This window comes from Sphingomonas chungangi, assembly GCF_013778325.1.
Taxonomy (GTDB): Bacteria; Pseudomonadota; Alphaproteobacteria; order Sphingomonadales; family Sphingomonadaceae; genus Solisphingomonas; species Solisphingomonas chungangi.
In genome coordinates this window covers 12,439-31,602 of sequence record NZ_JACEIB010000002.1, presented here as the reverse complement: position 1 = coordinate 31,602, position 19,164 = coordinate 12,439, and the positions used below count along the sequence as shown (strand labels likewise).

Annotated in this window: 18 protein-coding genes and 1 pseudogene; 8 read left to right on the top strand and 11 right to left on the bottom strand. The window is 65.8% G+C overall.

Translation table 11 applies throughout. The annotated features are described in order from the left end of the window. The first annotated feature begins 15 nt into the window (after positions 1-15). Genes HZF05_RS03590 through kynU form a run of 3 tightly spaced genes read left to right on the top strand, consistent with a single transcriptional unit; the run spans position 16 to position 3,514 of the window. Positions 16-1,488 (top strand): CYTH and CHAD domain-containing protein, encoded by a 1,473-nt coding sequence (locus tag HZF05_RS03590; RefSeq protein WP_160366324.1) that lies wholly within the window; start codon positions 16-18, stop codon positions 1,486-1,488. 8 nt (positions 1,489-1,496) lie between these two features. Then, on the top strand, positions 1,497-2,288 hold the full coding sequence (locus HZF05_RS03585; RefSeq protein ID WP_160366323.1) for a tryptophan 2,3-dioxygenase: 792 nt from the start codon (positions 1,497-1,499) through the stop codon (positions 2,286-2,288). After that, entirely contained in the window at positions 2,285-3,514 is a 1,230-nt protein-coding gene (kynU, locus tag HZF05_RS03580) for a kynureninase (protein WP_160366322.1), read from the top strand. Before HZF05_RS03585 ends, kynU begins: the two co-directional genes overlap by 4 nt. Before the next feature lie 96 nt (positions 3,515-3,610). Here kynU and HZF05_RS03575 read toward each other — a convergent pair whose 3' ends face one another. Next, entirely contained in the window at positions 3,611-3,865 is a 255-nt protein-coding gene (locus tag HZF05_RS03575; RefSeq protein ID WP_160366438.1) for a hypothetical protein, read from the bottom strand. Between the two features lie 808 nt (positions 3,866-4,673). Here HZF05_RS03575 and HZF05_RS21715 point away from each other — a divergent pair. After that, positions 4,674-6,080: a sugar transferase gene (locus HZF05_RS21715; protein ID WP_343046823.1), complete on the top strand. Its 1,407-nt coding sequence runs from the start codon at positions 4,674-4,676 to the stop codon at positions 6,078-6,080. Positions 6,081-6,104: 24 nt separating this feature from the next. On the opposite strand, the gene HZF05_RS03565 is transcribed toward HZF05_RS21715, so the two are convergent. Next, a complete protein-coding gene (locus tag HZF05_RS03565; protein ID WP_160366321.1) occupies positions 6,105-6,857 on the bottom strand; it encodes a metallophosphoesterase in 753 nt (250 codons plus the stop codon). A 276-nt stretch (positions 6,858-7,133) separates the two neighbouring features. On the opposite strand from HZF05_RS03565, the gene HZF05_RS03560 reads away from it, so the two are divergent. Then, on the top strand, positions 7,134-7,418 hold the full coding sequence (locus tag HZF05_RS03560; RefSeq protein ID WP_160366320.1) for a hypothetical protein: 285 nt from the start codon (positions 7,134-7,136) through the stop codon (positions 7,416-7,418). A 129-nt stretch (positions 7,419-7,547) separates the two neighbouring features. On the opposite strand, the gene HZF05_RS03555 is transcribed toward HZF05_RS03560, so the two are convergent. Further along, positions 7,548-7,889, bottom strand: coding sequence for a GntR family transcriptional regulator (locus HZF05_RS03555; RefSeq protein ID WP_160366319.1), 342 nt, complete (start codon positions 7,887-7,889; stop codon positions 7,548-7,550). A gap of 48 nt (positions 7,890-7,937) precedes the next feature. Then, the gene (locus HZF05_RS03550; RefSeq protein WP_160366318.1) at positions 7,938-8,510 is read right to left on the bottom strand and encodes a nitroreductase family protein; all 573 of its coding nucleotides are present in this window, start codon (positions 8,508-8,510) and stop codon (positions 7,938-7,940) included. Positions 8,511-8,701: 191 nt separating this feature from the next. Between HZF05_RS03550 and HZF05_RS03545 the strand changes: the two genes are divergently transcribed. Genes HZF05_RS03545 through HZF05_RS03535 form a run of 3 tightly spaced genes read left to right on the top strand, consistent with a single transcriptional unit; the run spans position 8,702 to position 12,858 of the window. Beyond that, positions 8,702-10,501: a peptide MFS transporter gene (locus tag HZF05_RS03545; protein ID WP_160366317.1), complete on the top strand. Its 1,800-nt coding sequence runs from the start codon at positions 8,702-8,704 to the stop codon at positions 10,499-10,501. After that, complete coding sequence (locus tag HZF05_RS03540; RefSeq protein WP_160366316.1) at positions 10,488-11,498, top strand: M48 family metallopeptidase; 1,011 nt, start codon at positions 10,488-10,490, stop codon at positions 11,496-11,498. The genes HZF05_RS03545 and HZF05_RS03540 overlap by 14 nt, the downstream gene beginning before the upstream one ends. 1 nt (position 11,499) lies before the next feature. Next, a complete protein-coding gene (locus HZF05_RS03535) occupies positions 11,500-12,858 on the top strand; it encodes a dipeptidase (RefSeq protein WP_160366315.1) in 1,359 nt (452 codons plus the stop codon). Here HZF05_RS03535 and HZF05_RS03530 read toward each other — a convergent pair. The 7 genes and pseudogenes from HZF05_RS03530 to HZF05_RS03500 all read right to left on the bottom strand — a co-directional run bounded on the left by HZF05_RS03530 (position 12,792) and on the right by HZF05_RS03500 (position 19,164). Then, positions 12,792-13,640, bottom strand: a complete 849-nt coding sequence (locus HZF05_RS03530; RefSeq protein ID WP_160366314.1) for a GDSL-type esterase/lipase family protein — start codon at positions 13,638-13,640, stop codon at positions 12,792-12,794. The genes HZF05_RS03535 and HZF05_RS03530 overlap by 67 nt on opposite strands. A 73-nt stretch (positions 13,641-13,713) precedes the next feature. Then, the gene (locus tag HZF05_RS03525; RefSeq protein WP_181638786.1) at positions 13,714-14,958 is read right to left on the bottom strand and encodes a PepSY-associated TM helix domain-containing protein; all 1,245 of its coding nucleotides are present in this window, start codon (positions 14,956-14,958) and stop codon (positions 13,714-13,716) included. 171 nt (positions 14,959-15,129) lie between these two features. Beyond that, positions 15,130-15,486 (bottom strand): annotated as a pseudogene (locus HZF05_RS03520) (heme-binding beta-barrel domain-containing protein); the annotation flags it as partial. Between the two features lie 145 nt (positions 15,487-15,631). Continuing rightward, entirely contained in the window at positions 15,632-16,015 is a 384-nt protein-coding gene (locus HZF05_RS03515; protein WP_160366312.1) for a hypothetical protein, read from the bottom strand. Between the two features lie 542 nt (positions 16,016-16,557). Beyond that, complete coding sequence (locus tag HZF05_RS03510) at positions 16,558-17,796, bottom strand: rhodanese-like domain-containing protein (protein WP_343046822.1); 1,239 nt, start codon at positions 17,794-17,796, stop codon at positions 16,558-16,560. 10 nt (positions 17,797-17,806) lie between these two features. Next, positions 17,807-18,397: a cysteine dioxygenase family protein gene (locus HZF05_RS03505; RefSeq protein WP_220129693.1), complete on the bottom strand. Its 591-nt coding sequence runs from the start codon at positions 18,395-18,397 to the stop codon at positions 17,807-17,809. After that, positions 18,394-19,164 carry an ABC transporter ATP-binding protein gene (locus HZF05_RS03500; RefSeq protein WP_160366310.1) on the bottom strand — a complete coding sequence of 257 codons (771 nt, stop codon included), beginning with the start codon at positions 19,162-19,164 and terminating at the stop codon, positions 18,394-18,396. The genes HZF05_RS03505 and HZF05_RS03500 overlap by 4 nt, the downstream gene beginning before the upstream one ends.

Here is a 19,164-nt window from a genome sequence, read left to right as displayed (position 1 = left end):
GAGCGGATGACGGGAATGGCGATCGAGCCCCTCGAAGTCGAACTCAAGCTGGAGATCGACGCGGACGATGCAGACCGTCTCGCGGACGCGCCGTTGCTGGCGGAGCTGGCGCGCGAGAAGCAGGAATTGCTCTCTACCTATTTCGACACGCCCGAAAGGGACCTGCGCCGCAGGGGTTATGGCTTGCGCATCCGCCGCAAGGGCAGCAAACGCGTCCAGACCTTGAAGGCGGAAGGCGAGGGCGCCGCCGGCCTTTTCGTGCGCCCGGAATGGGAATGCGCGGTAAAGGGCGACCGGCCGGTGCTCGATGCGAATGCCGGGCCGCTGCCCGAGCTGTTCGCGCCGGAGGTGCTAGCCACGCTGGAGCCGCTGTTCGAGACACGGGTGACGCGCACCGTGTTCGAGCCGACGATCGAGGGCGCAGCGATCGAGCTGGCGCTGGATGTCGGGGAGGCGGTTGCCGGGCCACGCAGCGTGCCGCTGTCCGAGGTCGAGCTGGAGCTGAAATCCGGCAATCCCCGCGCGCTGTTCGATCTTGCCCGACAGCTGGACGAGCATGTGCCCCTGCGGCTCGGCGTGCGCTCCAAGTCTGAAGCGGGTTACGGACTTTCGGACGACGCCAAGCCGCGCGCCATCAAGGCGGAACCTGTCGTGCTCGATCGCGCGAGCGACGCGCGTGACGCCTTCGCAACGATCGCGCGCGGCTGCATCCGGCAGTTCCGGCTGAACGAAAGCGGCGTGATGGGCGCCGGGAAGGCCGGGTCGGTCCACCAGGCGCGGGTCGGGCTGCGGCGATTGCGATCGGCCTTCTCGCTGTTCAAGCCGCTGATCGCGGACGATGCGCGCGCCGAACTGCTCAGACTGGAGCTCAAGTGGCTGGCCGCCGAGTTGGGCGAAGTCCGCAATCTCGATGTGCTGATCCCGCGAATGTCGGATCGCGTGCGCGGCCAGCTGGAGGTGGCGCGCGAACGGGCGCTGGAGCACGTTCGTATCGCGTTGGCGTCGGCGCGCACGCGGCTGCTGATGATCGATCTCGTCGAATGGCTGGCGATCGGCGACTGGCGGGTCGATCCCGCCGACCCGGCGCTGGCGGCGCGGCTGGCGCCGGATTTCGCGGCGGACATCCTCGATCGCCACCGCCGCAAGCTCCGCAAGCGCGGCAAGCATCTCGCCAAGCTCGACGACGAGCATCGCCACGAAGTGCGGATCGAGGGCAAGAAGCTGCGTTATGCGGCGGATTTTTTCGGCTCGCTCTATCCGGGCAAGAAGGCGCGGCGGCGGCACGAGGCGTTCCTCGCCGCGATCGAGGACCTGCAGGATGCGCTCGGCGAGCTCAACGATTTCGTCACGGGGCCGGAGGTGCTGGCCAGGCTCGGCATCGAGGAGAGCCTGCCGTCGCTCGGCAAGCGCGAGCAGCGCGAGATGTTGGAGGGGGCCGAGGATTCGCTCGAGACATTGCTTGACGTGAAGCGCTTCTGGCGGGCCTAGATCCTCTCATGAAAGACACGATCACCTATCGACGCTATCTTCGGCTGCCCGAACTGCTCGCCTGCCAGCAGCCGCTGTCCGATGCGCATGACGAGCTGCTGTTCATCTCCATCCATCAGGCTTCCGAAATCTGGCTGAAGCTGGCGCTGCACGAATTGCATGCGGCGCGCGGGCTGGTCGCGGCGGACGATCTGCGCCCGGCCTTCAAGATGATGACGCGGGTGGCGCGCATCCAGGAGCAGATGATCCGCAGTTGGGAGGTGCTGGCGACGATGACGCCCGCCGACTACACCAGGATGCGGGGCAAGCTCGGCACTAGCTCGGGCTTCCAGTCCGATCAGTATCGCGAGATGGAATTCATCCTCGGCAACAAGGATGCGGCGATGGTCGACATCCATGCCGACGATCCCGAAACCCATGCCCGGCTGAAGATGCGGCTGGCGCAGCCGAGCCTCTACGACGAGGCGCTGCGGCTGCTGGCGCGGCGTGGCTTCGCCATTCCGGCGGGGGTGATCGAGCGCGACTTTTCCCGGCCCTATGCAGCTTCGCCCGAAGTCGAGCGGGCTTGGGCGACGATCTATGCTGACACCGAGACATATTGGGATGTGTACGAGCTGGCCGAAAAGCTGGTGGACATCGAATATCACGTCCAGCTCTGGCGCTTCGGACATCTGAAAACAGTGGAACGGGTGATCGGCTTCAAGACCGGAACTGGTGGCACGGCGGGCGTGCAATATCTCGCCAAGGTACTGGAAAAGCCCTTCTTTCCCGAACTGCTGAGCGTGAGAACGGCGCTGTGAGGACGCTGGAGGAAGCCCGGGCGCTTGACGCCGCCGATCCGCTGCGGGGCCTGCGGGATGCGTTCGATCTGCCGGACGGCGAAATCTATCTCGACGGCAATTCGCTCGGCGCCCTGCCGCGCGCGACGATCGCGCGGATGACGGAGACGATCCGCGGCGAATGGGGGCGCGATCTCATCCGCAGCTGGAACAAGGCCGGCTGGATCGAGGCGCCGGCCCGCGTCGGCGGCAAGATCGCGCAGCTGATCGGCGCGAAACCGCATGAGGTGCTGGTCGCGGATTCCACCTCCGTCAATCTCTACAAGCTATTGGCGGCGGCGGTGAAAGCGCGGCCGGGTCGGCGCGTGATCCTGTCGGAGCCGGGCAATTTTCCGACCGATCTCTATGTCGCGCAGGGTGTGGCGGAGGCGCTCGATGTCGAACTGCGGCTGGCTCCGCGCGAGGCGATCGTGGACGCCCTTGATGAAGACGTGGCCGTCCTCCTGCTCACCCACGTCCACTACCGGAGCGCGGTGACGTTCGACATGGCGGCGGTCACCCGCGCCGCACAGGAAAAGGGCGCGCTGGTGCTCTGGGATCTGAGCCACAGTGCCGGCGCCGTGGCGGTCGATCTCAATGCCGCGAACGCCGATCTGGCTGCCGGCTGCGGCTACAAATATCTGAATGGCGGACCCGGCGCGCCGGCCTTCCTCTTCGTCGCCGAGCGGCACCAGGCGATGCTGCGTTCGCCGCTGTCGGGCTGGATGGGCCATGCCGCGCCGTTTGATTTTGACGACGATTACGCACCGGGAGAGGGCATTGCCCGCTTTCTGTGCGGCACGCCTCCGATTCTCGGCATCGCCGCGCTGGAGGAAGGGGTGGATATGCTGCTCGGCACTGACCGGGAGGCGCTCTACGCCAAGGGGCAGGCGCTGTGCTCGGCCTTCATCGATCTGGTCGAGCATCGCTGCGCCGGCCTGGGTGTGACGCTCGCGACTCCGCGCGACCCGAGTTTACGGGGCAGCCACGTCTCCTTCCGACACGATCATGGTTGGCCGATCATGCAGGCGCTGATCGCGCGCGGCGTGATCGGGGACTTCCGCGCGCCGGACATCCTGCGCTTCGGCTTCACGCCGCTCTATGTCGGGTTCGAGGATTTGTGGCGCGCGGTCGATATCCTGCGAGATATCCTGGCGACGGAGGCATGGGACGAACCCGCCTTTCGCGCCCGCGCGGCGGTCACCTGATCCGGCGCGGTGGCGGGTAACCCGCCGCCTCGAGCACGTCCGAGCCTAGGCGGAACTTGGCCCAGGCCCACCATAAGCGATACCGCAGATCGGACATCAGTCCTGCGCCTGTTCCGCAACAAGCGGCTCGATATCGTCGGGGTTGAGGATCCAGGTGCGCGTCGGCCGATCCTTGCGCGGCACTGGCTGGGTCAGCAGGATGCGGTGATCCGCCTTCGCCGACGCCTTGAGCGCCGCGAAGTGCCGTACGCATTCGGCCAAAGGGGCGATCAGCGGGGTCGTCCCGTCGAGATCGATGAGGGTCGCTTGCTGGTCGAGGGCGATGGGCACCGGCACGTCTCCGAATGGCATTTTCATTCCTTGCCCCTACACGCGGGCGCCTCGTCGGTCACGATCATGATCCCTTGGTTGCAACCCAATGGGCCGAAAGGGCGATGATCTTGCCGCTTGACTTGCGGTTGCAATCATAGAAACCTGTCATGCATAATAATTATCTGGAGGGGTTTCATGTTTGCACTCGTGCTGGCGACACTGCCGGTTTCCGGTCTCGCGGTGACCGGGATCTTGATGAAGCTTACGCGGAATTGATCTTCAGCCCCATTGGGGCTTGTGGCTAAGCCTGCACAGGCACACATCCGCATCGGGATCAATCCTTTAAGGCCTGCCGTGGCGGTGGGCCGTTTCGTTGCGCGCGGTGGCTAAGGCCCGCTTCCTTTGCGGCGCTCTGTTTGCGCGAGAACTCTGCCGACGGAGCACATCTCGACGATAGTGCTTTGCGTGCCGATTTGGGACAACTCGGCGCGGCGTCGGGGCGCAAGCATTGCGTCGCAACATTCTCGTCGCACGCTTCGCTCGATTGGTCGACGGGGCGCTTGTCCGGCCTCGAAACGCTCGCATGATTGGGCCAAAGTTCCTCTGGTGCGCATATGGCGTGCGATAACAGGGGTTTGCGTCGTCGAACGGATCGAAGAAGGATGCGCGCTCTTTTCGGAAGACGGGCGTCGGCAACCGGGGCCGAGCCGTTGATCGAAATGTTCCGATTTGAAACCGGCCTTTCGAGAGATTGCTGTGATGCGGGAAAAGCGCTAATAATGGTGCCGCGATCAGCGTTCATCGTCGTGTGGCCTGAGTCTAGCGTCCGAGAGAGGGAGAGGTGCTCGTGACGGTCAGCTCACCGTTGGAACGCGCGGCCGAGGTCGTGATCAGCCCGGTGCATCAGGTGCTTTCGCTGCCACCGCATCGTTCCCGCCTCCGCCTGCTTCTCCAAGTCAGCCTCTTCGCCCTCGATCTGCTGGCGGTGATCGCCGGCTTCGTGCTGGCGAGCCGGCTTTGGTCGGGCGACTTCCTGGGCGCGTCGAGCGTGCCCGTCGTCGCGGCCTGCGCCGTGTTCTATGCGCTCGCCGGCGCCAATGCCGGTGTCTTTGCATCCGAGATGCTGGCCAACCGTCGCCGCAGCGTGATGATCGCTGTGCGCACGGTGCTTCTCGCATCCGCCAGCGTCGGCCTGCTGGCCTTCTTCCTGAAGGCGGGCGCACAGACCTCGCGCATGGAGCTCGCTTTCGGCGGCGGGCTGGCGGCACTCCTCGTCGCGGGCGAGCGGGCGCTGTTCCACACGCTGGCGCGGATACGCTACGGCAAGGATCTGCACAGCGAGGTGCTGATCCTCGACGAATGCCGCATGGATGTGCCGGAGGGTGTGCACGCGCTCGACGCTGCCGCCTTCAACCTGCGCTGCGATCTGGCGGATCCGTTGATGCTCGATCGCATCGGCCGGCTGCTTGCGCCTGCCGACCGGGTCGTCATCGCCTGCCCGGCCGCGCGGCGCAGGAACTGGGCGATGGTGCTGAAGGGCGCCAACATCCAGGGCGAGATCGTCAGTCCCGAGCTCGCCGAGATTGGTCCACTCGGAACCGGCTGGTTCGGCCGGAATGCGACGATCGTCGTCGCCGCGGGCTCGCTCGATCTCCGGCAGCGTTTCTTCAAGCGCTGTCTCGACACCGCGATCGCGGTCGTGGCGGTGACTTTGCTGGCGCCGCTCTTCCTGCTGGTCGCCATCGCGATCCGGCTGGACAGCTCGGGGCCGATACTCTTCGTTCAGGATCGCGTCGGCCGCGGTAACCGGCTGTTCGGTATCTACAAGTTCCGCAGCATGCGGGTCGATCGCTCGGATCACGCCGGCAACCGCTCGGCGAGCCGGGATGACGACCGGATCACGCGGGTCGGTCGCTTCATCCGCGCCACCAGCATCGACGAATTGCCGCAGATCTTCAACATCCTGAAGGGCGAGATGAGCTTCGTCGGGCCGCGGCCGCACGCGCTCGGCTCGCTGGCGGGCGACCTGCTGTTCTGGGAAGTCGACGAGCGCTACTGGCATCGTCATGTCTGCAAGCCGGGACTCACCGGCCTCGCGCAGGTGCGCGGCTATCGCGGCGCCACGCACCAGCGATCGGACCTGACCAATCGGCTGCAGGCCGATCTGGAATATGTCTCGGGCTGGACGATCTTTCGCGACGTGTCGATCATCCTCGCCACGCTGCGCGTCGTGGTGCACCGCAACGCTTATTGAGGTCGTTGACCGATCGGCCGAGGATCAGGCCGTGACGGGCACCGTGGACAGGAACCAGCGATCGCGGCCTTCCAGCCCCACGGCGGTGAGTTTCCCCGTGGCATAGGCGCCGGTGTCCAGCCCGATGCGGTTGGGCAGGTTCTCGACATCGCTGTTCACCGAATGGCCGTGCACGATCATCGCGCCGTGCTTCTTCCGGCTTTCCAGGAAATCCTCTCGGATCCAGAGGCGATCCTCGTCGTCCTGCTTGTCCAGGGGCACGTCCGGCCGGACACCGGCATGGACGAAATAATAATCGCCCATGCGCAGGTTGGTCCGCAGGCGGCCGAACCACGCGCGTTCCTGAGTCGTCACTGTCGCGCGGAGGGTTTCGAGAAGCTGGTCGCGCGTGCAGGTCTCGATGGCGTCGCGATCGATGCCCCAGCTTTCCAGCGTCTCGATGCCCCCGAAGCGCAGCCACTGGGCCAGCATTTCGCTGCGCCCGTCGAGCACGTCGAGCATGATCGATTCGTGATTGCCCATCAGCGTGATCGTCCGTGCCCAGTCGACGCCGGCACGCACCCGCGACACCACGCCGCGCGAATCCGGCCCGCGATCGATCAGGTCGCCAAGGAAGACGATGCTGGTCTGGGCCGCGCAGCGATCGGCATTGTCGCGCTGCAGGGTATCGAGCAGACGATCCAGCAGATCGGCGCGACCATGCACATCGCCGATGGCATAGACCCGGTGCCCCGGGGGAACGGTCGGCTGGGAGGATCGCAGGAATCGGCTCAGCATGAGGTCGCTTATGGGCCTTCGGATATGAATGCGCGGTTGATCGGGCAAAAAGCGCCCGGAGCGATGGAGAAAGAGTGTCGATTCGGCAATCGCGATTTGAACAGGGAATTTTTGCACGCCCGATCAGGCGGCATTCTTCGGATGGACCGCGAGTCGCGGTGAAACCACAGAATCGGGCAAAGCGCTTGGTCGCGAACGATCCCAAGGGGTTGTAACTTGATCGACGGTTGCAGTTATGGCAATGCAGCAGGGCAAAGGTTCAGTGGAGGAATTGATATGGAGATTCGCAAGATCTCGCTCGGCCTCGCCGCCGTGGCTCTTCTCGGCGTTTCGCCGGCGATGGCCGCGGCTCCGGTGATGCCTTCGGTGGCGAGCATCTCGTTGGCCCCGGTGGCAGGCACCAACCTCGGCTCGACTGTGCGCCGCGGCGCGGTGAAGCAGGCGAACGGCAGCAATATCGCGGCTGGCGTTGCGGTGGTTGTTGCCGTTCTTGCAGCGGGCGCCGTGGCCGGTGGCGTTGCTGCCGGCACCAGCGGTGGCCACTCGTCGACCAGCCCGTAAGCTGACCGACCGCGAGACAACAAGGAAGGCGTGGCATCCGCCGCGCCTTTTTTGTTGTGGAAGCGCCCTGCCGGCGGCGAGCAGCGTCGTGCGGCGATTCGGCTTCTACGGTGACGGTTGCGACAAACGTCAGGCGAGATCGAACAACTCGTCCATCTTCAGATCGAGCCGCTCGATCTGCGCGCGCACGCGTGGCCACTCGTCGTCGAGAAAACGCTGGCGGGCCTGGCGGCGGAGGCGGGCCGAGGCCCCGTCCGCCACGAACATGCCAACGCCGCGCCGCACGATCACCAGGCCATCGTCCTGAAAGCTCTGATAGGCCTTGGCGACGGTCAGAGGATTGGCGCCATGTTCGGCGGCAAGCGCGCGCACCGAGGGAAGCGGATCGCCATCCCGGTAACGGCCTTCGAGGATCGCCTCGGCGATCACGTCGCGCAGGCGGATATAGACGGGGCGATCATCGGCAGCCATGGTGCCATGCTGTAGTAACACGGCAGGTCGGGTCAAGCGCTTTCGGCTTTACCAGCGTGAAACGATACTTTCGTCGGACGGCCGGGGGCGCTCTTCTGGTTCCTTGCCCGGTGTGCCGACGAAGATGAAGCCGGCGATCTTCGCGCCCGGATGGCCCAGCGCCTCGGCGACGGCGGAGGAATAGGCCGCCCATCCGGTCAGCCAGCCGCCGACGAATCCTTCAGCGTGCGCGGCGGCGAGCATCGTCATGCAGGCGGCTCCTGCGGACAGCTCCTGCTCCCAGACCGGGATCTTGGCGTCGGCGACAGGTGTGGAGAGCACCGCCACCAAGGTCGGTGCCTGATGGGCGAACTGGTCGATCGCGGCGATGTCGGGGCGATCCTCGACGCCGTGCTCGCTGCGCCAAGCTTGCTGCAGCATCGACGCGAAGTCGTCGCGCCGACCCTTGCCGATCACCACAAATCGCCATGGCTCCAGCTTGCCGTGATCGGGCACGCGCATCGCGGCGGTGAGGATACGCGCGAGCTGCACCTCGTCCGGCCCCGGCGTCACCATCTCACGCGGCTTGCCAGAGCGGCGGGTGGCGACGAAGGCGGCGGGCGAGGAGAGGTCGTTGAGCATGCCCGGCGCCTAGCAGCCGCGAGACGGCGCGCCAAGGATCGCCGGCTTCATCCTATCGATGGTGGGGAGGATTGGATGTCACAGCGGCAATATCCTTTCACGCCTCTTGCCGCCGCCGCTGCCGTCGCTAGTCTGCGCGCCATGATCGGCAGGGCGATCACGCCCGCCAGCCAGTATTTTCCGGAGCCTCAATGGTCCTTCCCGACGCGGACGCCACCTTCGAACCCCAATCCCCCCATGTCAGCCGATCCGACGGCGGAACGTGGCTCGGCCATCCCAAGCAGCTCAGGCGCCTGTTCTCGATCGAGATGTGGGAGCGTTTCGGCTTCTACGGAATGCGCGCGCTGCTCATCCTGTATCTCACCAAGCATTTCCTGCTGCCCGATCACGAGGCGAACGGCCTGCTCGGCGGCTTCCTCAGTCTCTGCTACCTGACGCCGCTGGTCGGCGGGTGGCTGGCCGACCGCTATCTCGGATCGAAACGATCGGTGAAGTTCGGTGCGCTCGTCATGGCGCTGGGCTATTTCCTGCTCTGCTTCGGCGGGCAGCAGGGCCAGCCCTACGCCACGATCGGCGGCGCCCGCTACGACGTGGCACAAGCGCCGCCCGCGACGCCGCTGGCGGTCAACGAGGCACCGCAGACGATCGTGATGAACGGGCGCAAGCTCACCATCCACGGCCTGCCGGATGGATCGGTGCAGCTGCTCGGCGATGGCGGACAGGTCGCCAAGACGGTTTCGGCGGACGCATTCAGCTCTGGCGCGGACCGCTCAGCTTTCTATTCGGCGTTGATGCTGCTCGCGCTCAGCCTGATCGTGGTCGGCAACGGCTTCTTCAAGCCGAACATCTCGACCATCGTCGGCGCGCTCTATGCGCCTGGAGACCGGCGGCGAGACGCCGGCTTCACGATCTTCTACGCGGGCATCAACGTCGGCTCGATCCTCGGGCAGGCGGCCTGCCCGTGGCTGGTCAACCACGTCGGCTGGTGGGCCGGCTTCCTGATTGTCTCGGTGGTTCTGTTCCTCGCCTACATCCTGATGCAGTTCGAGGGCGGTCGCCTCGCCGGCTATGGCGAGCCGCCCGTGCAGCAGGGGCGCGATCGTGCGCCACTCATCTACGTCCTGACGCTCGTCGCGGCCGCCGTGGTGTGGCTGATCTTCCAGAATGTGATGGACGCGCCCGAGCCTTCGGGCAGCACCATCTGGGAATATGTCGCCGCGACGCCGCTGCTCGGCAAGGCGCTGCTCGCCATCTTCCTGGCGGCGGTGATCGGGATCCCGATCTGGTCGTGGCGGGTCGGTACGCGCACCGAAGCGCAGATGATGCTCGCGGCGATCGTCCTCGTCGTCTTCAACGTCACCTTCTGGGCATTGTTCGAGCAGGCGGCTTCCTCGCTGACCCTGTTCGCCGATCGCAACACGACGCTGGAGCTGTTCGGCTTCCACATGTCGGCGGCGGCGACGCAGCAGTTCAATCCGATCGTGGTGGTGACCTTCGCGCCGGTGGTGAGCTTGCTCTGGCTGGGACTCGCGAAGCGCGGGCTGGAGCCGTCCATCCAGGTCAAGTTCGCGATTGCGCTGATGCTGGTGGGGCTGGGCTTCGTCGTGCTGGCTTGGAGCGGTCAGTTCCACAACGCAGAATTCCGCGTCTCCTTGTGGTGGCTGGTGCTGACCTATTTCCTCCACTCCATCGCCGAATTATGCATCTCGCCGGTGGGACTCAGCATGATCACCAAATTGTCGATCGCACGGATTGTCGGCATGATGATGGGCGTCTGGTTCCTGTCGATCTCGGTGGGCGAATATCTCGCCGGCGCGGCGGCACAGTCGGCCTCGGTGCAGACGGTCGGCGGGCAGGTGACCAATCCCGAACTGGCGCTCAACACCTATCTCCACACGTTCATGACGGGTGGCGAGCTGACGATCGGCGCCGGTATCCTGCTGCTGGCGCTGACGCCGGTGCTCAAGCGGCTGATGCATGGGGTTTCGTAAGGCCCTGCTTGCCGGGCTGGCGCTGGCGGCGACCGCTGCCGGCCCGGCGCCTGGCGATCCCAAATACGTGCGGGACGCGCAGCAATTGCTGAAGGCGGACCTGACGGTCGCCAAGGTCGCCTATCTGCTCCAGACCAACGCGCTCGGCCATTGCCCGCGCAGGACGGCGCTGCCGGGCATGCTGGTGATCGATCCCTCGCAATATCCGGGCGACTGGCGCCGCTTCGTCGCCGCGCAATGGGGCGCCGACAAACATCCGACTGTCGAGGCGGTGATCCCCGGCGGCCCCGCCGACGAGGCCGGAGTGAAGGCGCGCGACGCGATCGTCAGCCTCGACGGGCAGGATCTCGGCGCGCAATTGCCCGCGCTGACCGACAAGCAGGACGGCGGTACGCGCATCACGATGATCCGGGACAGGATCGATGCGGCCTTCGCGGCCGGTCCCGTGACGCTCGGCCTGCTGCGCGACGGCAACCCCCTCGGCATCACGGTGACGGGCACGCCGGCCTGCTGGTCCTTCGTCGAGATCGGGCAGGGGACGGGGCATCAGGCGTCCGCCGAGGGTACCGTCGTCACCATCGACCAGGGCATGCTCGCCGAGATCCAGAGCGAGGCGGACCTGGCCTTCATCCTCGGCCACGAGCTTTCGCACAATTTCCTAAAGACGCGCGAGACGCTGGACGCACAGGGGACCAGCTTCGGCCTGTTCAGCGTGTTCGGCGAGAATGGCGCGCGGCTGCGCGACAGCGAGCGCGAGGCGGATTACTGGGGCGTCTATATGATGACCTGGGCGGGCTACGATCCGCACGATGCCGCTATCTTCTGGCGCCGCCATAGCCGGATGGACATCAATGGCCTGTTCGCGATGAGCCATCCCAGCAACGCTACGCGGGTCCACGATCTCGAAGCGGTGGCGGCCGAGATCGACGCCAAGAAAGCGGCGGGCAAGCCGCTCGATCCCGATTACGGCCATTTCCGCGAAATGGTGGGCCATTGAGATGAAGATATTCGCGCTGATCGCTTGCCTTTCTCTCACGGCCACGCCGGTTTTCGCTGTCTCGCCCGATTCCGTGGCGCGGGTGGCACGTATCCTGAAGACCACGCCGCTGATCGACGGCCACAACGACTGGGCCGAGGTGCTGCGCGAGCGCGAAGGCGAGGCGCGCTGGACGATGGACCTGCGCCAGGGGCTCGGCGCCCGGCCGATCCCCTACAATACCGACATCGCGCGGCTGCGGCAGGGCATGGTCGGTGGGCAATTCTGGTCCGTGTGGGTCGATGCCTCGCTGCCGCCGCTCGAGCAGGTGAAGGAGACGCTCGAGCAGATCGATCTCGTGAAGGATATCGCCGCGCGCTACCCGGACACGTTCGAGATGGCACGCACCGCCGACGACGTGCGCCGCATCCACAAGGCCGGGAAGATCGCCTGCCTGATTGGGGTCGAGGGCGGCAACCAGATCGCTGACAGCCTCTCGGTGCTGCGTGCCTATCGCGATCTCGGCGCGGGCTATCTGACGCTCACCCATTCCAAGACCATAGAGTGGGCGGATTCGGCGACCGACAACCCGAAGCATGGCGGCCTCACACCCTATGGCGAAGCGGTGGTGCATGAGCTCAACCGGCTCGGCATGCTGGTCGATCTCAGCCATGTCAGCGAGGCGACGATGCGCGCCGCACTGCGCGTCTCCAAAGCGCCGGTGATCTTCTCGCATTCCGGCGCCCGCGCGCTCGACGATCATCCGCGCGACGTGCCCGACGATGTGCTGAGGCTGGTCGCGGCGAATGGCGGCGTGGTGATGGTCAATTACGCGCTGGCCTACGTGTCAGACGATTATCGCCGCTGGTCGTCGGACAAGCATGCCGAGGAAGCGCGCTACAATTCACCGCCTTTCGGCGGCCTCTACATCGGCCAGCCCGATCGCGCGGCCGAGGCGATGAAGCAGTGGCTGGCCGCGCATCCGGCGCCCAGGGTGACGCTGTCGCAAGTCGCCGACCATATCGAGCATATCGCCAAGGTGGCGGGCGTCGATCATGTCGGCATCGGATCGGATTTCGACGGGGTGGACAACGATCTGCCGGAGGGCCTGCGCGATGTCTCCACCTATCCGGCGCTGCTCGCCGAGCTGATCCGGCGAGGCTGGAGCGATGCCGAGGTGGCCAAGCTGGCGGGCGGCAACGTGCTGCGCGTGATGGAGCGGGCCGAGGCGGTGGCGGCCTCGATGAAAGGCGAGCTGCCGGTAACCGTCACCGAGCCGGCTCTGGACGGACAAGCCGCCGCCCGCCCCCGATCTCAGCGGCCGAACAGCGTCCGGTCGATCACGTCCGCCGCGCCCGTCATACCCGCCAGATTGGGGTGATAGGGCGGGGTCTTGAACCCCGGCCAGTCGTTGCGCGGCTGATAGCCCTGGATCCAGGGATCGCGCGCACAGACATTGTGCGTCGCGGACGCGGTCGACAGTTTCACCAGCCAGACGCGGCGCTGCTCGGCGACGCGCGCGGTGATGTCTGCCAGCCGCCTCGCGATCATCGCGGCGCTGCGCAACTGGACGTCGCTGAGCGGCATCAGGTTCGGGCAGCCGCCGCTTTCCGGCACGATCGTGAAATAGTCGACCAGCACGATGGTAGCGTTGGGCGCCCGTCCGCGCGTGGCATCGACCACCGCGGTCATCCGCGCCTCCAGCTCGGTGAAGACGCGCTCGACATCGGCGTCGGCGGTCGGGCGACAGCGCGCCGGTGCGAAACCCCGGCTCAGGCAGGTCTGGGCGATGACGTTGGCCATGTAGCTCACGTCGTTGCCGCCGATCGTGATCGTCACCAGCCGGGTGGCGGCGTCCACCGCGTCGATCTGCGGCGGCTGGTTGAATTCGCGGCGATAGAGGATGTCGAGCGTGGTGGCGCCCGAGCAGCTGGCATCGACCAGGTTCAGCCGATGCCGCTCGGCGAGGATGTGCGCGTAGTTGTTTTGCGATCGTCCGCAGTTGAGAGGACTCCCTTCCGCCTGCCGGACAAGGCCGGGGCCGGCGGCGAAGGAACTGCCCATCGCGACATATTTCTCGCCCGGCACCAGCTGGACGGGGGCCGCATGGACGGCGGCGGGCAGGAACAGCATGCCGAAAAGCGAAAGAATCCAACGCCGCACGCTTGGCCACTCCCTGTTACGCAGACCCTGAGCGGCGTCTAGTCGGAAGCGGCGCGAACGATAAGCCCTAAGTTCAAGCGGCCACCTTGGGTCGAGCCTGGGGGGTAAGGCGCCGGCCGCGGGCTGATGCAGCCAGCCGGGCGGAGCGCTTTTTCAGCCAGATCAACACGCCGGTGACGCTGAGCGTCGTCACCGCGAGGCCCAGCGTCGACACGAATATGCGATAGGGCAGGCCGAACACGTCGGCCATGTGCAGCATCTCGAACCAGGTTTCGAGGCGGTCGGCGCCGGTGCGCCCGATCGGATCGTCCCAGTGGAGCGGGTGGCCGCTTGCCGCGTCCAGCCATAAAATCGTCCGCCCGCCGGCGTGCACGGCATCGAGGCTGGTGCGCGTGTAGAGCGCATAGGCCCCGCTGCCCGCGTCATATCCCAGCATGGCGGGCTGGCTGACGGTGAAGCTGCGTCGCATCCCGATCGTCCGCAGCTCGCGCAGGCCGATCGCGATCGCCTCGCGCCTGTCTATCGGCGGATCGGCGAGCGGTTGCGGACGTTGCGGCGGTACGTAGCGGTCGCTCGCGCCAAAGATCTGCATCACCGGCCGTTCGACCTGCGGCAGGGTCAGCGCCACACCCGACCAGGCGAAGACCAGCAGCAGCGGCCACAGCCACAGGCCGGTGGCGCGGTGCAGATCGAAATTGAGCTTGTGCCCGCGCACATGGCGCCGGACCGTCCAGGCCAGTTTCCAGCGCCGCCACCAGCCGGCGAGAGGAGATCGCAGCGCCGTCCTCTGCGGGACAGGCAGTGTCAGGCCGAAGCCGACGAAGCAATCCAGCGTCCAGATCAGCGCGGCGATTCCGAATGTGATCATGCCCCACGGCCCCGCCACGTAGCCGTAGTGGAGCTGGTAGAGGAACGGCATGATGTTTTCCGGCCCGTCGCGCACGCCGCCCCAGGTGTAGGTCAGCCGCGCGACGCCGCTATAGGGATCGGCCCATACGACGTCGTAGGGCAACGCCGGGCCGTGCGGCGCGGCCGCGATGAACATGCGCATGGCATGGTTGCGCGGCACTTCCAGCGGCAGATAGGCGATCCGGCCGCCGGTTGCGCGCTCCACCCGTTCGGCGATCGTCACGGCATCAAGCGGTTGTGCGCCCGGATGCGGGGGCACGGCGCGCGAAAGGCTCGGTCGCGTCGCGTAGTTCAGGCTTTCCTCGAAGGGCAGGAGCGCGCCGGTGATCCCCGCGATCGTGAGAAAGATGGCGAGGGTCAGCCCCGCCCAGCGATGGGCAACGACCCAGAAACGGCGGGTGAGCGACATGCGGAGGCCGGCAGCGATATATCCACTCTTCCGTTCCGGCACAGGTTTTCCCGCCTACCAAATCTCGGCGCGCGGCGGTGTGCCGACACCTGTTCTGACTTGCCACGGCTAGCTTTTTTGCGAATGGCTCGCAATATTTTATTGCGCTCAAGTCGCAATATCGATCACCGTTCAGCTGCCCCTTTGGTAGCGGTGCGTCAAAATCTGCTGGAGCGGATTGGGTTTGCCCGGCGCGACCCGCTTCAGAGTGTTGGTGTCGTGGTGCTCGAACGCATCGGGCCGGCCGTGGACCAGCAGCATCGTCTTGATGTCGTAGCTCCAAGCATCGTTGCCATCGAAGGTGATCGCGATGCTGTAGCTGTTGGTCCGGAAGCCATATTCGAGGAAAGCGGTGGAGCAGATGCCATATTCGGTCTGTCCGCGCGTCGCGGTGACCGTCAGTGTGTCATCGCCCGGCTTGGCCTGCCCCGAGGCGAGCGCCACTTGTCCGCGCGGGATAGCCAGCGTCTGCAGGATCAGCCCGGTGGCCGGCTCCGACCATGGCGAAGGAGGCGATCATGCACTAACAATCAACCCGTCCACCCCGTGGGGGCCGCTCAAGTGAAGTCGGATATTCTGGTCATGGTATCATCCTGATGTTGGCTGGGATCGGGCGCCTCGCGCTCGTTTCGAATCAATCCGGCTTGGCGACGACCTGCATCGCGTCGCGGTAGAGTATCGTGCCCGGATGCCGCGCAGCGATCCTTTCCACTGTCACGCCACACTCACCGAGCAAGGCGCTCAGAACATGCGCGTGCGCGATCGCCTCGCGAGCCTCGTCTTGCGGACGAAACCAGCAAACACCGTCCTTGTGCCAGACCCGCTGGGCACGGACGGCGAACGGATGCGCGCCACGCGGCACCGGTAGGTGCCTGCCGAACCACGAAAGTTCGTGGTCGATCGCCTGTGCGAGCGGACTTGGCCACAGGGCGCGACGCGTATCGTATGCGGCACGGAACAAGCCCGGCCGGAGGCCAGCACGTGTGACCGTGCCGGGTGTTACGAACCGAAGATACATGATGTCCACGCAGAGCAGGCCGGCGCATGGCTTGCGTGACAGATGTCAGCCGCTAGAGATCAGCGCAGGCAAATCAATGGGGTGGGCAAAGGGAAGCGCGCGCGAGCCAGGTCAGGCCTACGCGCGCGGAAACGCAAACAGCGTTTTTCTCGCCGGAGGCAGCAGTGCAATATTCACGATGTGCCTCCCAGGATGTTGCGAATGGCCCATCCAAACGCGGAGGGCGCCTTTATTCGCGAACGACTTCGACGTCAAGGCGAACTGGTTCAGCGGGCAGCTGGGCGCCCGATTGTCGCCATTTCCGTAGCTTTGGGCCGTTCCTGAACCTTGCCGGTCAGCTTCGTTGCCGATCAATCATATCGGTAGCGACCGCAAAGGCCTTCGTGGGGACATTGCCGACCGACAGCTTACGGGCCTGAAGCTCAGCTAAGCTCCCCTCACAGCGATGGGAAGAGTGGGCCATGGGGGACCAGACGGTCGGGGACATGACAATAATCTGGCAATATTGAAGAAGACGGAAGCGGGACCGTTCCTCATCTTCGTCAGATGACGAAAAACCCGTGTGTTCCGTCTCGCTCGAGCTGTTCGACCAGACCATATTCCCAATCGAGATAGGCCTGCATCGCCACAGAGGCGTTGTCAGTCCCTTCGTAGGGGCGTTTATAGCGCGCTCCGAGAGGAATGGGCGACGGCGCCTCCTGCGGTCCGCGCTCAAGTTCGACCATGCCATCGTCGAAACCTCCGTCGAGCACGTACACCTCCCACCCCATCTGCGCGAGCCAGGACGCCGTCATGTCGGCACGCGAGCCGAGGTCGTCGGCGAGGAGGATCCGGGCGCCGCGTACCGGAGCAGCCATGTCGGTCTCCTGGACTAGCTGGCCGCCGGGATAATGCCGGAAGCCGGGAATATGGCCTGCGGCATATTCCTCGTCTGAGCGGACGTCGAAGCAGTAGAGGGTGCGGCTGAGATCGCTCCGTAGCGATGGAATGATATCCGGTCCGACGCGGCGAACTCCAGCGCGATAGGCGACGGCCCGCGAGCGCGAGCGCGCTTCGGCTGCATCGCCCGGCGCGGCATGGCGTTCCGATCCATGTTCGAGCGCCTGTTCGGCTAGTGTCCAGCCGATCGTTCCGTTGCGGAGAGCCAAGACGCGGTTGGGTATTCCGGCGTTGATCAGAGACTGGGTGCCGATGATCGATCGCGTCCGCCCGGCGCAGTTCACGATGATCGTGGTGTCCGGATCGGGTGCCACCGCGCCTGCCCGGAGCACCAGTTCCGCCCCGGGTACGCTTGCCGATCCCGGGATGTTCATCGTCGCGTACTCGGACGGCCTTCGCGCATCTACGATTGCGATGTCCGCCTTCTCTTCGATCAGCGCCGCGACGTCCTCGGCCGAGAGCGATGGCGTGTGACGCCGCGCCTCGACGAGTTCGCCGAACGCCTTCGCGTAGCTGTTGACATCCTGGAACAGTTCGAAGCCTGCCGCGCGCCATCCCGATAGTCCGTCCTCTAACGCGGTGATGTCGGTAAATCCGAGCTCCGCGAAGGCCTCCGCTGCTGTGCCGACCCATCCATCGCCGTCATCGTAGAGAACAATCGGCACGTCGCGGCGCGGCAGGCGGAAAGGCGCTTCGAGAGCGATGCGGTTCGCGGCCAGATTGGCTGCGAACAGGGGATGACCGGTAGCGAAAGACGCCTCCGTGCGAAGATCGATAAGCGCGATTTCGCGGCGGAGGACGAGGGCGCGACGCACCTCGCTTGCATTGGTGGTGCGGATCACGATGATGCTTTCAGAGTTGAAGGTTCGGGGCTGGCGAATAACCGGAGATGAAAGGTTTCGGACGACCCGAGACATCGTACACCGATCGCTCGACCGTTCCGATGTCGGCGCCGTAAACGTGGATGCTGATCGAGACGGCATCGTCGAGAGCGTTGCTGACGCGATGAAGATCGCCGACGCTGGGGCTGACGATGTCGATCGCGCCGGGTCCTAACCGCTGCTCGCCGAGGGACCGCAGCCGTTCGTCGATCAGCTCGAACGACTCTGAGACCTCTGCACCCCTCAGCACGCCGACGAGCCCCCATACCGTGTGATCGTGGATCGGCGTCCGCTGACCCGGACCCCAGACGAAGCTGACGACCGAGAATCGTCCGGCGGGGTCGGCGTGGAGCAGATACTGTCGATAGCGGTCTGGAGCCGGCGCGGCGTGGCTGTCCGGCAGCCAGCGGTCGTCGTCGATCAGCGAGCCGAGGAGGCGGCTGCCTCGGCCGAGGACGAAGCTCTCCTCGGAGGTGCCGTCAAGCAACTCGGCGAAATCCCGCACGAACCGGCGGAGCGGCACCAGCCGGTCGGTCGGCGGGGCGGTGGCGAGATCGGTCAAGGCTTGCGCCCGATCAGGTCGGCGTAGACCCCGCTCTCAGTCTGGAGCCCGAGATGGCCGAGTAGGGATGCGCGCAGCGACCGGATGACGCTGCCGCGACTGCCCCGGGGCGCGCCGATGCGCTCCTCCGCAGCGATCCTGCCACGATCGAGAACCAGGATACGATCGGCAAGCGCCATTGCCTCCTCGACGTCATGCGTGACGAGCAGCACAGCCGGACGATGCTGCTGCCAGAGCGATAGCACAAGCGCGTGCATGCGGATCCGCGTGAGTGCGTCGAGCGCCGCGAAGGGCTCGTCGAGGAGCAGGAGTTCGGGCTTCCGAATGAGCGCACGGGCCAGCGAGGCGCGTTGCGCCTCACCGCCCGAAAGCGTCAGCGGCCACGCGTCCCAACGGTGCCCAAGTCCGACCTCCTCGAGCGCGGAGGCGGCTAGGTCGCGGCGGGTGCGCTTGCCCAGGCCCAGCACGACATTCTGCCAGACCCTCTTCCAAGGCAGGAGGCGCGCGTCCTGGAAGACCGTCGCGCGGGTTCCGGGAAGGCGCAGGTCCTGTCCGACCGACGGGTCGAGGCCGGCGAGCGTGCGGAGCAGCGTGGTCTTTCCCGATCCGGACCGGCCGAGCAGGGCGACGAACTCCCCGGGTGCGATCTCGAGATCGAGATCGTCGAGCACGCGGGTGTCGCCGAAGACGCGCGAAAAGCCGCGGAGCCGCACGACCGGCGAGGGATCGGGAACGGCGGCGAGCGGGATGCGGGTGAGCTCGTTCAT

Bases quoted from the DNA above. Each gene is read 5' to 3' on its own strand.
- HZF05_RS03590 (WP_160366324.1), top strand. From the start codon at position 16: ATGGCGATCGAGCCCCTCGAAGTCGAACTCAAGCTGGAGATCGACGCG.
- HZF05_RS03585 (WP_160366323.1), top strand. From the start codon at position 1,497: ATGAAAGACACGATCACCTATCGACGCTATCTTCGGCTGCCCGAACTG.
- HZF05_RS03575 (WP_160366438.1), bottom strand. From the start codon at position 3,865: ATGCCATTCGGAGACGTGCCGGTGCCCATCGCCCTCGACCAGCAAGCG.
- HZF05_RS03565 (WP_160366321.1), bottom strand. From the start codon at position 6,857: ATGCTGAGCCGATTCCTGCGATCCTCCCAGCCGACCGTTCCCCCGGGG.
- HZF05_RS03560 (WP_160366320.1), top strand. From the start codon at position 7,134: ATGGAGATTCGCAAGATCTCGCTCGGCCTCGCCGCCGTGGCTCTTCTC.
- HZF05_RS03555 (WP_160366319.1), bottom strand. From the start codon at position 7,889: ATGGCTGCCGATGATCGCCCCGTCTATATCCGCCTGCGCGACGTGATC.
- HZF05_RS03550 (WP_160366318.1), bottom strand. From the start codon at position 8,510: ATGCTCAACGACCTCTCCTCGCCCGCCGCCTTCGTCGCCACCCGCCGC.
- HZF05_RS03545 (WP_160366317.1), top strand. From the start codon at position 8,702: ATGGTCCTTCCCGACGCGGACGCCACCTTCGAACCCCAATCCCCCCAT.
- HZF05_RS03540 (WP_160366316.1), top strand. From the start codon at position 10,488: ATGGGGTTTCGTAAGGCCCTGCTTGCCGGGCTGGCGCTGGCGGCGACC.
- HZF05_RS03535 (WP_160366315.1), top strand. From the start codon at position 11,500: ATGAAGATATTCGCGCTGATCGCTTGCCTTTCTCTCACGGCCACGCCG.
- HZF05_RS03525 (WP_181638786.1), bottom strand. From the start codon at position 14,958: ATGTCGCTCACCCGCCGTTTCTGGGTCGTTGCCCATCGCTGGGCGGGG.
- HZF05_RS03515 (WP_160366312.1), bottom strand. From the start codon at position 16,015: ATGTATCTTCGGTTCGTAACACCCGGCACGGTCACACGTGCTGGCCTC.
- HZF05_RS03500 (WP_160366310.1), bottom strand. From the start codon at position 19,164: ATGAACGAGCTCACCCGCATCCCGCTCGCCGCCGTTCCCGATCCCTCG.